The sequence below is a fragment of the Nesterenkonia alba DSM 19423 genome, assembly GCF_000421745.1.
Classification (GTDB): domain Bacteria; phylum Actinomycetota; class Actinomycetes; order Actinomycetales; family Micrococcaceae; genus Nesterenkonia; species Nesterenkonia alba.
In genome coordinates this window covers 43,724-58,103 of sequence record NZ_ATXP01000015.1, presented here as the reverse complement: position 1 = coordinate 58,103, position 14,380 = coordinate 43,724, and the positions used below count along the sequence as shown (strand labels likewise).

The 14,380-nt window shown below is 63.5% G+C and carries 16 protein-coding genes; 5 read left to right on the top strand and 11 right to left on the bottom strand.

Annotated elements, in window-relative coordinates; all coding sequences use genetic code 11:
* From H578_RS15260 to H578_RS16765, 3 genes are all read left to right on the top strand, one after another.
* Window positions 1–312: integrase core domain-containing protein (locus H578_RS15260; RefSeq protein ID WP_156837303.1), on the top strand; the 312-nt coding region annotated here is incomplete at its 5' end.
* A gap of 260 nt (window positions 313–572) precedes the next feature.
* On the top strand, window positions 573–1,598 hold the full coding sequence (locus H578_RS0110445) for a DUF6414 family protein (protein WP_425411261.1): 1,026 nt from the start codon (window positions 573–575) through the stop codon (window positions 1,596–1,598).
* Between the two features lie 144 nt (window positions 1,599–1,742).
* A complete protein-coding gene (locus tag H578_RS16765; protein WP_169558521.1) occupies window positions 1,743–2,126 on the top strand; it encodes a substrate-binding domain-containing protein in 384 nt (127 codons plus the stop codon).
* Between the two features lie 89 nt (window positions 2,127–2,215).
* On the opposite strand, the gene H578_RS0110440 is transcribed toward H578_RS16765, so the two are convergent.
* From H578_RS0110440 to H578_RS0110425, 4 genes are read right to left on the bottom strand one after another with little or no spacing between them, the layout of a single operon-like run.
* On the bottom strand, window positions 2,216–2,836 hold the full coding sequence (locus H578_RS0110440; protein ID WP_022873627.1) for a hypothetical protein: 621 nt from the start codon (window positions 2,834–2,836) through the stop codon (window positions 2,216–2,218).
* Complete coding sequence (locus tag H578_RS0110435) at window positions 2,833–3,555, bottom strand: MFS transporter (RefSeq protein ID WP_156837302.1); 723 nt, start codon at window positions 3,553–3,555, stop codon at window positions 2,833–2,835. Before H578_RS0110435 ends, H578_RS0110440 begins: the two co-directional genes overlap by 4 nt.
* A 28-nt stretch (window positions 3,556–3,583) precedes the next feature.
* Window positions 3,584–4,264: a YoaK family protein gene (locus H578_RS0110430; protein WP_022873625.1), complete on the bottom strand. Its 681-nt coding sequence runs from the start codon at window positions 4,262–4,264 to the stop codon at window positions 3,584–3,586.
* On the bottom strand, window positions 4,265–4,999 hold the full coding sequence (locus tag H578_RS0110425; protein WP_022873624.1) for a sirohydrochlorin chelatase: 735 nt from the start codon (window positions 4,997–4,999) through the stop codon (window positions 4,265–4,267). It abuts the gene before it with no gap.
* A 100-nt stretch (window positions 5,000–5,099) separates the two neighbouring features.
* Between H578_RS0110425 and cobA the strand changes: the two genes are divergently transcribed.
* Window positions 5,100–5,912, top strand: coding sequence for a uroporphyrinogen-III C-methyltransferase (gene cobA / locus H578_RS14795; RefSeq protein WP_022873623.1), 813 nt, complete (start codon window positions 5,100–5,102; stop codon window positions 5,910–5,912).
* Between the two features lie 143 nt (window positions 5,913–6,055).
* Here cobA and H578_RS0110415 read toward each other — a convergent pair whose 3' ends face one another.
* From H578_RS0110415 to H578_RS14780, 5 genes are all read right to left on the bottom strand, one after another.
* A complete protein-coding gene (locus H578_RS0110415; protein WP_022873622.1) occupies window positions 6,056–6,259 on the bottom strand; it encodes a cold-shock protein in 204 nt (67 codons plus the stop codon).
* 185 nt (window positions 6,260–6,444) lie between these two features.
* A complete protein-coding gene (locus H578_RS14790; protein ID WP_022873621.1) occupies window positions 6,445–8,805 on the bottom strand; it encodes an FdhF/YdeP family oxidoreductase in 2,361 nt (786 codons plus the stop codon).
* 87 nt (window positions 8,806–8,892) lie between these two features.
* Window positions 8,893–9,786, bottom strand: a complete 894-nt coding sequence (gene fdhD / locus H578_RS0110405) for a formate dehydrogenase accessory sulfurtransferase FdhD (protein ID WP_022873620.1) — start codon at window positions 9,784–9,786, stop codon at window positions 8,893–8,895.
* Entirely contained in the window at window positions 9,774–10,991 is a 1,218-nt protein-coding gene (locus H578_RS14785; RefSeq protein WP_051130866.1) for a molybdopterin molybdotransferase MoeA, read from the bottom strand. The genes fdhD and H578_RS14785 overlap by 13 nt, the downstream gene beginning before the upstream one ends.
* A gap of 13 nt (window positions 10,992–11,004) precedes the next feature.
* Window positions 11,005–11,358 carry a DUF6457 domain-containing protein gene (locus tag H578_RS14780; RefSeq protein WP_022873618.1) on the bottom strand — a complete coding sequence of 118 codons (354 nt, stop codon included), beginning with the start codon at window positions 11,356–11,358 and terminating at the stop codon, window positions 11,005–11,007.
* A 142-nt stretch (window positions 11,359–11,500) separates the two neighbouring features.
* Here H578_RS14780 and H578_RS14775 point away from each other — a divergent pair, with 142 nt between their 5' ends.
* Window positions 11,501–13,117: an OFA family MFS transporter gene (locus tag H578_RS14775; protein WP_245554977.1), complete on the top strand. Its 1,617-nt coding sequence runs from the start codon at window positions 11,501–11,503 to the stop codon at window positions 13,115–13,117.
* Window positions 13,118–13,181: 64 nt separating this feature from the next.
* Here the strand turns inward: H578_RS14775 and H578_RS15730 are convergent, their stop codons facing one another.
* Window positions 13,182–13,847, bottom strand: coding sequence for an NTP transferase domain-containing protein (locus H578_RS15730; protein WP_022873616.1), 666 nt, complete (start codon window positions 13,845–13,847; stop codon window positions 13,182–13,184).
* A complete protein-coding gene (locus H578_RS0110380; protein WP_022873615.1) occupies window positions 13,834–14,331 on the bottom strand; it encodes an HNH endonuclease in 498 nt (165 codons plus the stop codon). Before H578_RS0110380 ends, H578_RS15730 begins: the two co-directional genes overlap by 14 nt.
* Window positions 14,332–14,380: the final 49 nt, after the last annotated feature.

The following is a 14,380-nucleotide window of genomic DNA, read 5'->3' as shown; positions in this document are numbered from 1 at the left end:
CGGTCCTTCCGCTTCGAGTCCTTCATCGCCGCCCACCCCGAGCTACACCACGTGCGCACCCGAGTGAAGACCCCGGGGCAGAACGGGTCCCGTGAACGCGGCTTCGGCACGCTGAAGTACGAACGGCTCTACCTGGACGAGATCGACGACGCGATCGTGCTCGCCGAGCGGGCCGAGGACTACCGGATCGAGTACAACGAGCTCCGGCCCCACGAGGCCATCTCATGGAACCGGCCCAAGGAGGTGCACCTGGGCCTGGCCGACCCCCCCCCCCCGACATTCAAAACCAAGGAAATCCTGCCAACTACTTGACGCGGGACAGTTTGTCCCTGGGCGACGGTAGCCGAGTTGAGGGAGGTAACTGGGAGTGACCAGAGAAGCCTATTCAGTCTCGTGTGACCTGTTGGTGAATCGAATCTACGTTGGAGAAGTGCTTGGCTGAGAGCATCCCATCAGGCAGTATTAGAAAGTGACCGTTAGCACAAACATTCCAGATATCTGATTAAGCAACCAGAAGGACTTTCCTTGGCTACAGATTCCACAGACACGGCACCCGCGAAGAATGCAACCGTATCGATCTACCAGAACCCAGATTACGTGGCTGGCATTCTGCAACAGATTCTTGGCCGCCCCTCTACACCCGCGGTACTGCGGATGCAACAACCGAATCGGGAGGGGAAAGGGCTTCTGAGGCGCATGCTGACGTCGAAGCGGAAGCAAGAGGAGGCTTCGCAGGGATCTTCAATGCACGCGGAAAGGGAAGCGCGGGCGGGGCATTTGCTGAGCAACAAAAACATGGATCTCAACAGGGGCAAACGTGGAACTGGGAGTACACCCAGGCCGCTTACTTGCTTTTGGCGCGCCGCGCCCTAGAAGAACATAATCAGCTGAAACGCATGGACGGCGCGGCACAGGCTGCTGAACTAGGAATAGGAGATTTTGTCGAGTTCACTGCCAAATTTAAACCAAGCCAGATTTCATCCCTGCTGGACATAGTTACCCCCGAACTTGCTGAGACGATCACCAGGCGCACTATTCATCAGAAGAAAATCGCTGAATACACGGGAGGTAACGCGCAGAAGGAAAGTCGCTTCAAGCTCGAGCTAGAGGGCGAGAAAGAAACTTGGGGTGCGATAGCTCGCGCAGCCACTAAGGCCGTTCGAGCAGATTTTCGTAGCGACGCCACTAGGGAGTACTACGGATCCGTCGGCTCCCCAGGGGACCAGGTTACCGCGATAACGATTTGCGACTCGGAACATTTCGTTGTTCAGGACGCCGACAGGATCCTAGACGGAACTTTTACAGTACTAGGCAAGGTAACCTCTGAGCGCGCAGAGGATCTCCCTATTCTTGAACGCAACAAGATCCTTGATCGGTTGAACCCGAAAGTGGTAGATGAAGCCGCTAGCCAGCTGAATGGATTCGTAAGGGAGAGCGCCTCCAAGAAAGTGCCCGCTTTTGGTGACGAGGATCGATCCGAAAGCAGCATAGAAGGAACTGGAGCGGATATGAGCGACGAAGTTCCATTTGACCTGACTCTGGACTCTCGCATCAGGGGCTACTGCATCAAGGTCATACCCATAGCCATCTTCATTTAAAAACAGATGACAGACAAAGTCCCTCACTACGGTGGGACCTTATCTATGCCGAAACGGTTAGGAACCTGACCAATGGACCCGTTCTAGACTGCCAACAACCTGCAAGACCTTGCCAGCGGCACCATTAAATTCCTCCAAGGAGAAGTGCCAGAGACACCCGGGGACGGCGGACTACCCGACGAAGAAACCGCCGAGATCCGGAACCACATCGATAAGTCCAGAAATGTGGCGGCTATACGAGAACTGCGCGAACACCACCCTCGTATCACTGCGCTTGCTGCGGTACACGATTCCGTTGCTGTTCGCACCCTCAGCGCGTTAGAGACACTTTCTGTGAGGGTCCCCCAGGAACTTGCGGTCTTGGGCTTCGGCAACTCGGATTTCGGCGCGTGGCTTCCTCTCCCTTTGACCACTGTAGACATACCCACAGAGGCCTTTGGAAGACAAACTGCCCGGAAAATCCTAGGGACTGAACCAGAAGACGCACCAGTGCCTTCACCGCACGTCATCATTCGAGAAACGGCATAAACAGCCTTAAAACCCTGACCGGGAGTCAGGACCTGGCGAGGTCGAGCCAGGCTTCGATCGCGGCGCGGATTTCAGCCCCTGGGAGTGTGTCAGCGAGGGAAGGAGTGCGGGCCCATGGGCCCGGCCACGCCGCCAATATTCATTCCCTCACCTGGGGCGCCGAAACCGGTGCGCTCCAGCGGCAGGTTGAGGAAACCGGCGATCTGCTCGGCAGCACGTACATACGGCTGGACCCCCCGCCATCCCCCAGCACGAGCCTGGATCAACTCCACCTCACGGCCATCGGGAAAATGCAGATACACCGTGGAGATGCGCTCACTGGAGCTGCCCCGCCGGCGTCGTCGTCCCCCACCAACACTGCCGCGGAAGACCCGCAGATCCGTATGCAACCCGACGAACTGCGCACCGGAAACATCGAAGGTCTCCTCCCGGCGCCGCATAAAACACCATGTGCGCCGCACCCGAGTACTAGGCCCGTAGCGGCGCAGGGTCACCCGAGTGCTATTGGCCGTCATGCACACCCCCGCCCCGATCAGCAGGAACGCCACCGGCACAACCACAATCCACGGCGTCTCCTCCCAAAACGCCAAGGTCAGACCAAAACCGACCACACCGCTGATCGCCATAAAGACGATCCCGAAAGGAATCACACCCCACTCAGCGCGCCGAACAATGAGGGTGCCGGGTTCATCTGCCGGGTGTACTTTCATTCGCCTCGCCTAGGTGCCTCTCCGAACGTCGTATCCCCGATAATCGGGCGGGTGGCACCGAACCGCCCCGGACCCGAACTCGGGTGGTCCTGCGGGTAGCCCTCCCAGCCCGGTGCCGGGTGCTGTCCCCCGTGGCCGGGTCCGCCATCACCCCGATGACCATAACCCTGGTGCGTGTGGTCCTGCCCCCGATCGGAGATGACCTCCAACCGGCGCCCCAGGAACTGGGCCACCTGCTCTGCCTCATCCCGCAACGGGACATTGCCACCAATACCGGTGCGGGTTTTACGCCCAAGCACCACCTCCCGGCCGTCGCGCAACCTGAGGTAGACAGTGCCGATACGCCGGCGCGTGCTCCCACCCCGCCCATTGCGGGTGGTGATGCGGGTTTCATCACCCAAACACACCCCAGTGACATCTGAGGCCGTAAACGTGTCCTGATGCTTACGACGGGTGAGCAGTTGCGTCGTCGTCGCTTCACAATCCCCGTACCGCCGCAACGTGGCTCGGGTGGTGGTGACCTTCATCAGGCCGAAGACCGCCATGGCCACCAGGATCCCGCCGAAGATGACCAGGGTGTCACGCATCTGCATCAGCTGGGTCCAAAACAGTGCGATGAAGACCAGAAACACTGCGAACCGGAAGACTCGGGAAAACCCGCCGACGCGGACCAGGCGCGGCTTGATCTCCAGGGTGTCAATCCCCTGTTCGAGCTTCACAGCCCACACCCCTTCCCCGTCAGTGCTGTCACCCCATCATAGGCTGACCGCGCCGACGCATCCAGACCACCAGCCCGCAGCCACCCAGCAGAATGACCCCGCCCCACAATGCCGGCAACCCCACACCCAAATACGCCAGGGCTCCAGCGGCCGAACCCAGAGCGATCGCCGTCCACAATGCGGCGTAACGCAACCAACCGGTCTCTGGCACCCCACGCAGCCGAGCGGCGAAGAGCTGACCGGCCTTCACCAAAGCACCGGTCATATACGTCAACCCCACACTGACCTCCCCACCCCGGGTGAAGGTCGAATTCACCGCACCCATAGAGGCGGCAATGAGCGGAGCCACCGCCAGGTCCAACGCCTCCACGGTGCCGCAGAGCGCCGCCAAAGTCAGGATCCCCACGGAGAGCCACACCGCCCGCAGCTGGGGAGTCAGGCGGCTGTGATCCCCCGGCGCCCGGGTTTTCGACGTGGCCAGGGCTGCCAAAATCACCCCGAAGACGAACGCCGCCACGAGCCCCAGCGCTTTACCCCAGCCGAGCAGATCCCCTTCGGCGAGATCAGCCCCAGCCCGGGTCGAATTCCCGCTCATGAAAGACACAAAGTACCCACCCAGATGGATGAACCCGATACCGTCAACGAACCCCGCCGCACAGGTGATCCCGCACGCCAAGGCCAGCTGCCCGCGGGTCAGTGCAGTGGCCACTCAGAGCTGCTCAGCGGCGGTGCGGAACCGGTCACAGACAATATCTACCAGTTGCTGAGGAGAGGCGGCTGCCCCCTCTGCTCCCGGCGGGGGCAGCAAGGGTGCGGTGACGACGTCGGCCCCCTGACGGCGCAGTTTCGTGTCGAAGTACCCGGGGGCGAGCAAATAGTTCGCGACGACGGCGCGGCGTCCGGTGCTCTGCACCGCAGTCACCGCATCTGCCACGGAGGGTTCGGCGAAAGCCAGGTAAGCATCCTGCACCTGTGTGTTCAGGCGCTTGGCCAACCGTGCGGTCATCTCCCGGACGTCGGCGACCGCATTCGCATCGGAAGACCCCGCCCCAGCCAGGATGATCCCATCGGTCTGCGGGTCCGCCCCGGCCTGCTCCAAGCGGGCAACCAGCAGCTCCACCAGCCGGTCATCCGGACCCAACGCGGGGGCGATCACCACCGGACTGTGGTGCTCAGACACGGCCTTTTTCAGATCCACGTTGACGTGGAAACCGGCTGACAGCAGCAGCGGCACCGCCACGGCGGGGCGCCCCGGCGTGAGCGCACCTAACGTGGCGGCGACATCGGGCTGCTGGACATCCACATGACCCAGCTGGGTTTCCTCGGTGAGGTCGCGCGTAGCGGCGGCCGTGGCGGCGTCGTCGGCTAACCGCCGCACCACCTGTTGCCCCTGGGCGGAGCAGGTGCCGTGGGAGATCATCACCAATGCCGGTGTGGTGGTCATGTGTCCACCTTAATGCGCCGGTGTTACCAGGCTGTATCCTCGCGTTACGTCGGATGAACTCACCACAACTCACCGGGCGTTGGCACCGTACCCTGGATCAATGGAGAATTCTGAACACTCTGCGACAGGCCAGGTCATCCTGGTGGGTGGAGGGCCCGGGGCTGCGGACCTGATGACCGTGCGCGCCATGGAGAGCCTGGGCCAGGCCGATGTGGTCTTCTACGACCGTCTGGCCCCCACCGATCGGCTCAAGGAGTGGGCGCCGCGGGCGCAGCTGTTCGACGTCGGCAAGCGCCCCGGACACCACCGGGTCACCCAGGAGAACATCCACGCGATGATGATCTCCGCCGCACAGGAAGGTAAGACCGTTGTGCGGCTCAAGGGCGGAGACCCGTTCGTCTTCGGCCGGGGCTGCGAGGAAGTCGCTGCCTGCCGGGAAGCCGGGGTGCCTGTCACCGTGGTGCCGGGTATCACCTCAGCGGTGGCCGTGCCGGCTGCCGCCGGGATCCCGGTCACCGCCCGGAACGTCTCTAAGGCCTTCACTGTGATTTCCGGACACGACCCGCTCAGCGAAGAGGAACTCGCCGGCCTGGCCGGCATCGGTGGCACAGTGGTCATCCTCATGGGAGTCAGCACCCTCGGGCACACGGTGGCCGGTCTACAACGGCATGGTCTGCCCGCCGAGACTCCCGCTGCCGCCGTGGAGAAGGGGTTCACTGAGGACCAGCGGGTCCTGCTGGCCCCGCTGGGTGAACTGCTGGGCACCGCCGCCACGCAGAAACTGCGTTCCCCCGCGGTGCTGGTCATTGGGGAGGTCGTCGCCCTAGCTGCCGCGGAGGAAGCCCACGGGCAAGCCGCGAGCAGCCAGACCGCGGAGCGTCTGCGGACCGCATTGGATGCCGCCGCGATCTGACCCGCCGCCGGGCACCTGCATCTGGAGGGTGGAAACGACGAAGGTCCCGCCCGGATAAACCGGACGGGACCTTGCGCTGTACTCTGAACTCTCACGGAGAGAATCCAGCGGGGTTCTTCACATCATCGAACCCACGAGGCTGATCACAGCGGGGAGACGTTCTCCGCCTGCAGACCCTTGGGGCCGCGAGCAGTCTCGAACTCCACCTGCTGGTTCTCCTCGAGGGAGCGGAAGCCGGATGAGTTGATCGCGCTGAAGTGCACGAACACGTCGTCTGAGCCGTCGGACGGGGCGATGAAGCCGTAGCCCTTCTCAGCGTTGAACCATTTGACGGTACCAGTGGCCATGTTGTTCCTTACTGTGTTACTTACGGCGCACCGATGATCACGGTGCGTCTCCCGCGTCCACCTGGCCAGGCGAACGCAGAGATCTTGCGGGCCACTGATCAGAACCCCACGGGGTTCCGTACAACAATGACGTTCAGGGTCCAGCCTACGCTACTGGGGACCAGAACGAAACCGCTGAGAGCAGCTCAGGCGGCGACGTCGACCTCCAGGCCGGTCTCCTCATCGGCGCGGACCTCCTCAGTGGAAGGCACGAACCGGACCATCATCGCCTTGAACCCGGGGGTATCGGATTCGCGGGCGACGAGGTCCCGGTGGACCAGGGCATTGGCCTCCGGGTAGTAGGCCGCCGCGCAGCCACGGGCCGTGGGGTACTCCACCAGCCGGAACCGGTTCGCGCGGCGCTCCTCCCCCTTGAACACAGAGATGACATCAACCAGATCGCGGTCCTTGAACCCGGTCTTCTTCAGGTCCTCGGGGTGAATGAGAATCACCCGGCGCCCGCCGTGAATCCCGCGGTAGCGGTCGTCCAGCCCGTAGAAGGTGGTGTTGTATTGGTCGTGAGACCGCATTGTCTGCAGGATCAAGTGACCCTCTGGCGGCACGAAGTACTCCATCTCCCGGACGGTGAACGCAGCCCGGCCGTCCTCGGTGGCGAATTCGCGGTGGTCCCGAGGCGGGTTCGGCAGCACAAAACCGTACTTCTGCCGGATCCGCTTGTTGTAATCCTCCGTGCCGAGAATCACCCGGGAGCAGTGATCGCGGATGACGTCATAGTCATCGGCCATGGCCTTCCAATCGACCACGTGATCGGGGCCGAAGATCGCCTCGGCCATGCGGGCGATGATGACCGGCTCAGCCAGCAGGTGGTCAGAGACTGGTTCCAGACGACCCTGAGTGGAGTGAACCACAGACATCGAGTTCTCCACGGAGAGGAACTGCCGTCCACCGGGGTGTTTGTCATCCCGGTCGGTGCGGCCCAGGGTCGGCAGGATGATGCTCGTCTTGCCGTGGGCCACGTGGGAACGGTTGGGCTTGGTGGAGATGTGCACCGTCAGCCCCGTCTTGCGCAGGCCTTCCTCCATCAGCTCGGTGTCCGAGTTCGCCATGGCGAGGTTCCCGCCCAACGAGACGTAGACATCCACTTTACCTTCGGCCATGGCGTACATCGCGTGAGTGGAGTTGTAGCCCTCGTGACGGGGGGAGACGATGTTGAATTCGGCGTCGAGCCGCTGCAGAAAATCTTCCGTGGGCTTCTCCCAGATACCGAAAGTCCGGTCCCCCTGGACATTGGAGTGCCCGCGGACCGGGCAGGCACCAGCACCCGGTTTGCCAAAGTTACCCTGCAGCAGCAGCAGGTTGACGATTTCTTTGATGGTGTCCACCGAGTGGGGCTGCTGGGTGATGCCCAGAGCCCAACAGAAGATGGTCGCCTTGGACTTAGCCAGCAGGTCACCGATCTTCTCGATCTCGGCACGCTTGAGCCCGGTGGCCAGTTCGATCTCATCCCAATCGATGTTCGCCACATGAGCCTTGTACTCTTCGAAGCCCTTAGTGGAGGACTCGATGAACTCCTGGTCCAGAACGCTGCCGGGTTTCTCTTCTTCTTTCTTCAGCAGCAGGTGGCCCAGAGCCTGGAACAGCGCCTGGTCACCGCCGACCTTGATCTGCAGGTATTCGTCCGAGATCCGCTCACCTTTGAGGATGGCCTGGGGCTCCTGCGGGTCCTTGAACTTCATCAGCCCGGCCTCCGGCAGCGGGTTGACGGAAACGACCTTGCCACCGTTCTGCCGCGCCTTCGTCAGGGCGGCGAGCATCCGTGGGTGGTTAGTTCCAGGATTCTGCCCGACGACGAAAATCAGCTCGGATTCGTGAATATCCTCCAGGGAGACCGTCCCCTTACCGATGCCGATGGTCGGGTTCAGTGCGGTACCGGAGGATTCGTGGCACATATTGGAGCAGTCGGGCAGGTTGTTCGTGCCCAATGAACGCGCCATCAGCTGGTACATAAACGCCGTCTCATTCGGGGTCCGTCCCGAGGTGTAGAACACGCAACGGTCTGGATCCGTGGCGTTGACGTGCTCGGCGATGATGTCGAAGGCTTCCTGCCAGGCGATGGGCTTGTAGTGATCCTCGCCCTCCCGGATAATCATCGGGTGGGTGATCCGACCAGACTGGCCCAACCAGTATTCGGTCTTCTTCTCCAGCTCGGAGATGGGGTGCTCAGCCCACCACTCTGGGGTGCACACCCGCATCGTGTGCTCTTCGGCAAGCGCCTTCACACCGTTCTCGCAGAACTCGATCCGCTTACGGTCCCCAGTGGTGGACTCCGGCCAAGCACAGCCGGGACAGTCGACACCCTTGTCCTGGTTGATCCGGTACATGTTGCTGATCGACCGGTTGATCCGCAGCCCACTGTGGAAGAAGCTGCGTTTCATGGAGGTCCACACCGCCGGGATCCCTGCGGCGTAGTCCTTGTTCTCGGTGACTTTGAGCTTGTCCTCGTCGATGTCCTGAAAACGTGCGCGTCGTCCGCGAACATCAGCCATGTCAGATCACCCTTTAAGTCTGAAGGAGGCGTCGGTATGTGATCTAAGTCTATCGAGCCGGTCAAGCCCGCTAGACGCAGTTAACTGTCATTCAGCGGGGCGATACTCCTGGTCAGCGCCACGGGGAGCATCCTCACCGGCTAAGTCGGTAATTCGTTCGGGGTGGGTGTAGACGTTGATGGAACGTCCGCGGGAGAACCCCGCCAGAGTCAGACCCGCTCGATCAGCCAGGTCCACCGCCAAAGAAGAAGGCGCCCCCACCGCCGAAAGCATCTCGATCCCAGCCAGAGCGGCTTTCTGCACCAGTTCGAAGGAAGCCCGCCCGGAGACCTGCAGAGCGGTTCCAGCAAGCGGCAGGCGACCGGCCATCAGCGCCCAGCCGACCACCTTGTCCACCGCATTATGCCGACCCACATCCTCCCGCAGGCAGATGAGATTGCCGTCGGAGTCGAAGAGCCCCGCCGCATGGACTCCCCCGGTTTTGTCGAAAAGTTTTTGATTGTCCCGGAGCGTGTCCGGCAACTCGAGCAAGGTCTCGGCATCCAGCCGCAGCTGCCGGGTGCCGGCACCGGCAGGCAGGGTCTTCTCCACTGCATCAATACTGGTGGTCCCACAAATACCGCAGGCACTGGTGGTCAGCACATTGCGCTTCTCCCGAATCGAGGGCCGCACCAACAGAGGGTCCAGGCCAGCGTCGATGACGTTGTACGTCTGGTTGCCGAACTCGTCAGTTCCCGCGCAGTAACGCAGCCCGCGCAGTTCATCGGGACTGCCGACAATGCCCTCGGCGACAAGGAAACCGGCCGCCAGCTCGAAGTCATGCCCGGGGGTGCGCATCGTCACGGTGAAGGATTCACCCCCTAGCCGCAACTCCAGAGGTTCCTCCACGGCCACTGAATCGATTTTGTTCCGCGAGGCGAGGGCGCCGTCGTCGTTGGTGACCACACGGGTCACGCGTTTGCGTTGAATCAGCCGTCCCATGGCTGGCTCCTCTCAGCAGTTCCGGCGGTGGTTCCCGGCACTGGTAAACACTGGACCGGTTCACCGGGTTCGAGCCCGCCGGTGGGGACTAAGGCCAGAACATCGGCCCCGGCGAGCCCCCGCATCATGTGTGCTGCACGGTGTGCGGCCGGATGCACACCTCCGTGGCGCCGTATCGCCGGCAACACCCGGGTTCCCCGGCGGGCACCGGGAAGCTGCGCACCGCTTGGGTACTCCAGGGTAGTCACCGCCTGCTGTGGCGTCACCCCCTGCAGTGCGGCCAACAGCGGCTGACCGACCACGGCGAGCCCAGCGAAGCCGGCCAGTGGATTACCCGGCAGCCCGAGCACCCAGGTACTGCCTAACCGGGCGAGCACTGTGGGGTGCCCGGGGCGCATATCAACCGAGTCGATGAGGATCTCCGCCCCCACACGGGCCAGGGCAGGCCGCAGCGTGTCTGCCCGGGAGTGGGCGGTTCCACCGGTGGTGATAACGACGTCGGCACCGGGCTTTCTCAGCAACGGCACCAAGGTCTCCACATCGTCATCGATGCGGGCAGCGTCCACGTCTTTCACACCCAGAGAAGCGAGCATCCCCGGCAACGCCACACCGAAGACGTCACGTACCTCACCTGCGGCAGGCAGTCCGGAGGTGATGACCTCACCGCCGGTCAGCACAATCCGCACCCGCGGCAGCGGGATGACCTGCACCGTGTCATATCCGGCGACCGCGGCAGTGGCCGCCCGGGCGGGGGTGAGCGTCATGCCCGCCGGCAGAATCCTCTCCCCCCGTCTGGCCTCCACCCCGGCGGGGCGAATATTGCGTCCAGGTTCCAGATCCGGGGTCTGGGCCGACGGGGTGAGCCGGTCACCATCGAGCTGGCTGTGCTCAGTGCGCAGCACCGAGACCGCCCCTTCAGGAATGGGAGAGCCGGTCACCACTGCGGCGGCCTCACCCCGCTGCAGGGCAGGGGCCAGGTCGGCAGGACCTTCGGGGTGATGGTCCACTACACGCCAACTGGCACTGCCCGCGGCCTCGGCGATTGCCCAACCGTCCATGGCCGAGGTGGCCGCATGGGGGATATCTAGCAAGGCGGTAACGGCCGCAGCGGTCCGGGCACCGATGGCCTCGGTCAGCGGCAGGGTCTGTGCCGGCAGGGCGGGGGCCTCGGCGGCGATCCGGCGGGCCCGGTGTAGGGCGATCATCCCGGGGGCAGCGTCACCCTTCAGCCTGCTGGCGGTGCTTGAGCAGGTTGTCTGCCACCCGGGTCGCTGCGGCAAAGGCGGTGTGATAGTCGGCCTGACCAGAGGCCACGGCCAGCCCCGTGACGTACCCGATCACATAGGTGCTCACCGGGGCGGCCGGCCGAACCACGGTGTGGGCCGCCACCCCGGCGAACTTCAACAGGGTGTCGATGTCGATCTGGGTCTCCGGAATCTCCAGGTGCTCCTTGAGCTCCTCGACCCAGAGCTCGATGGCCTCCCGGGTGCGTTCGGCTTCGGTCGGCTCGGCTCCGGAGTTCTCCGCGGTGTCCTCGTTCTCTGCGGATTCGTGGTCTAGAGGCTCAGCCATAACAGCTCCTTACGTGGGGTTTCCAGGTTCTCATAGGCCTGGGCCTGAACCAGTTTCTACTCGGTGTAGAACCACTGTGACCAGGCATGGTGATAAGTTCGTGATCGAAATCACCAGCATACTCTGCAAGGAGATTCGCCAGATGACAGTCGCCGCTGATGGACGATCACCATCAATGCAGAAAATCACCGCCGGTCCGGGGTTTAATCGCTGGCTCATCCCGCCGGCCGCCCTGGGTATTCACATGTGCATCGGGCAGGTCTACGCCACCAGCGTGTACCGCAACCCGCTGCGCGATCACTTCGAAGGGGGTTTCCTCTCTGACTTGCTCGGCGCGGAGACCTCCATCGCGGTGATCTTCTCCGTGGCGATCGTCATGCTGGGTCTGTCGGCGGCCCTCTTCGGCACCTGGGTGGACCGCAACGGCCCGCGTAAGGCGATTCTGGCCTCCACGGCTTGCTGGGTCTCTGGCTTCGTCATCGGCGCGATCGGGATCTTCACCGGCCAGCTGTGGCTGGTGTACCTCGGCTACGGCTTCATCGGCGGTATCGGTCTGGGTATCGGCTACATCGCCCCGGTCTCCACCCTGATGAAGTGGTTCCCGGACCGCCCCGGTCTGGGCACCGGGATGGCCATCATGGGCTTCGGTGTCGGTGCGATGATCGCCACGCCGCTGTCCAGCTTCCTGATGAATCTCTACAGCGGCGACGACGACGTCTCCGGTATCCACGTGGCGTACCTGTTCCTCACCCTGGCGGCCATCTACTGCGTGATGATGCTCTTCGCCGCGTGGATCGTCCGGGTTCCTGCTCCGGGGTGGAAGCCCGAGGGCTTCGATCCGGACAAGCAGAAGAAGAAGTCCATGGTTTCCGAGGGCAATGTGCGGGTGAACACCGCCATGAAGACCAAGCAGTTCTGGCTGCTGTGGATCATCCTCTTCGTCAATGTCACCGCCGGGATCGGCATCCTGGAACAGGCCAACAACTTTGTGCAGGACTTCTTCCGCGGCGACGACGGCGAGACCCTGTGGTCCACGGAGGCCGCCGTGGCTGCCGGTGCCGGCTTCGTGGCCTTCACCAGCCTGACCAATACGCTGGGGCGGTTCATCTGGGCCTCCACCTCGGACAAGATCGGCCGGAAGCCGATGTACATGATCTACCTGGGCCTGGGTGCCCTGCTGTACTTCACCCTGGCGACCTGGGGGAACCTGCACATTGCCCTGTTCATCGTGCTGACCGGTTTCATCCTCAGCTTCTACGGCGGTGGGTTTGCCACGATCCCCGCCTACTTGAGGGATCTCTTCGGCACCCTGCAGGTTGGTGCCATCCATGGGCGTCTGCTGACCGCCTGGTCCTGCGCCGGAATCGCCGGCCCGCTGATCGTCAACGGGGTGCTCGATGCCCAGGGCGGCGGCGCCGGGGATACTGCCACCGCTGATTCTTACCGTCCGGCGCTCTACATCATGGTGGCGCTGCTGGTCATCGGTTTCATCGCCAATATGCTCGTCAACGCCGTGGATGAGAAGCACCACGTCGAAAGTGAAGAGCAGCCTGCCGAGCACCAGGACAAGGCCGCCGCCGAACAGGAGGGCGCCAGCGACCGGCAGGCCCAAGCCGAACAGCCGGAGGAAGAAGCCGAGGTGGAGCCAGCCTCCAAACCGGCGGTCCCTGTGCCAGTGGCCTGGATCGTGGTGGCAATACCCATCCTCTACGGGCTCACCTATCAGTTCATTAATGGGGCCCAGCTCTTCACCGCTTAGCTGCTTTCCCGCCCCAGAGGGCCCCTGACTCCCAAGGCCCTCCCCTGGAGGCTCGGTGTCTTCCTCAGTCGAGGTGGATGCCGAGCCTCTCGGCGTCTGCGGGGGTGTCGACGTCCTCGCCGAGTCCGGCGGGCATCACCGGGTTCACTGCGGGGATACCGCTGAGCAGCACGCGGGCTGGGGCCCCAGCCACCTCGGTGGCCTGTAAGGCCCGCGCACGGTCCACCAGCTGGGCGTAGGGCACCGCGGAGGCGAGCAGTTGGTGACGCCCGGTGTGATCCTCAGGCACGACCGCGTGGTCGGCGGGAGCCTCGGCTATGCGGGCCACAAGCCACTGCAGCAGGGCTTCGGGGTCTACGACGTCGACAGCGAGCAGCACAACGTACTCCGGTGGCTCAACGGCTCGTTCAGTGTCGCAGTGGAGGGGCCTGGCCGTCAGATCCCGCTCCAGTGCCCTGGCTCCGGTCCACAGGGCTGCGGCGGGACCGGAAAAGGGCGGATCCTCCCGCACCTGGACCACGGACTCTGGCAGATAGTCTCCCAGGGCATCAGGGCCGACGACGACGGTAGGGAACCTCCGGCGGCTCAGCGCAGTAGTCCACTGGTTCAGCAGAGTGCGTCCGTTGTGGCGCAGCACCGCCTTATCCACACCTCCAAGCCGAGAGCCACGCCCCCCGGCGAGCAGAATCGCCGCTATGCCGCCGACCACGGCGGTCTCAAGCGGGGGCATGGTCCAGGAACGGCATCCACGCCTCGTGCGGGGCTTCGAGCTCCTGGGGCAGCCACAGGTGGTGCGGAGGAGCCTTCGGTGTCAGTCTCAAGGACCACCCGAGCTGCTCGAGCGTCTTGTCCCCTTTGCGCACATTACACGGGCCACAGCAGGCCACGAGGTTCTCCCAGGAGGAATCACCGCCCCGGGAGCGGGGGATGACGTGGTCGACGGTGGCCGCCGGTTTGCCGCAGTAAGCACAGGCTCGCCGGTCCCGACGCAGGATGCCCCGCCGGGACGGGGCGGCCGGCCGGCGCCGGACCACTCGCACGTAGCGGTGTAGCAGGATGACGCTGGGCCGGGGAACCAGGGTGGAGGGAGAGACGATGGGGCTGCCATCCTCGGCGAGGATGCTGGCTTTGCCCCGCATCACCAGGAGGGCGGCACGCCGCGAGGTCACCACGCTCAGCGGCTCATAGCCGGCGTTGAGCACCAGAGTGCGCATGGTCTGTCCTCACGTGCGTCGTCGCTCTCGCTGTGACCAAACTATAGTC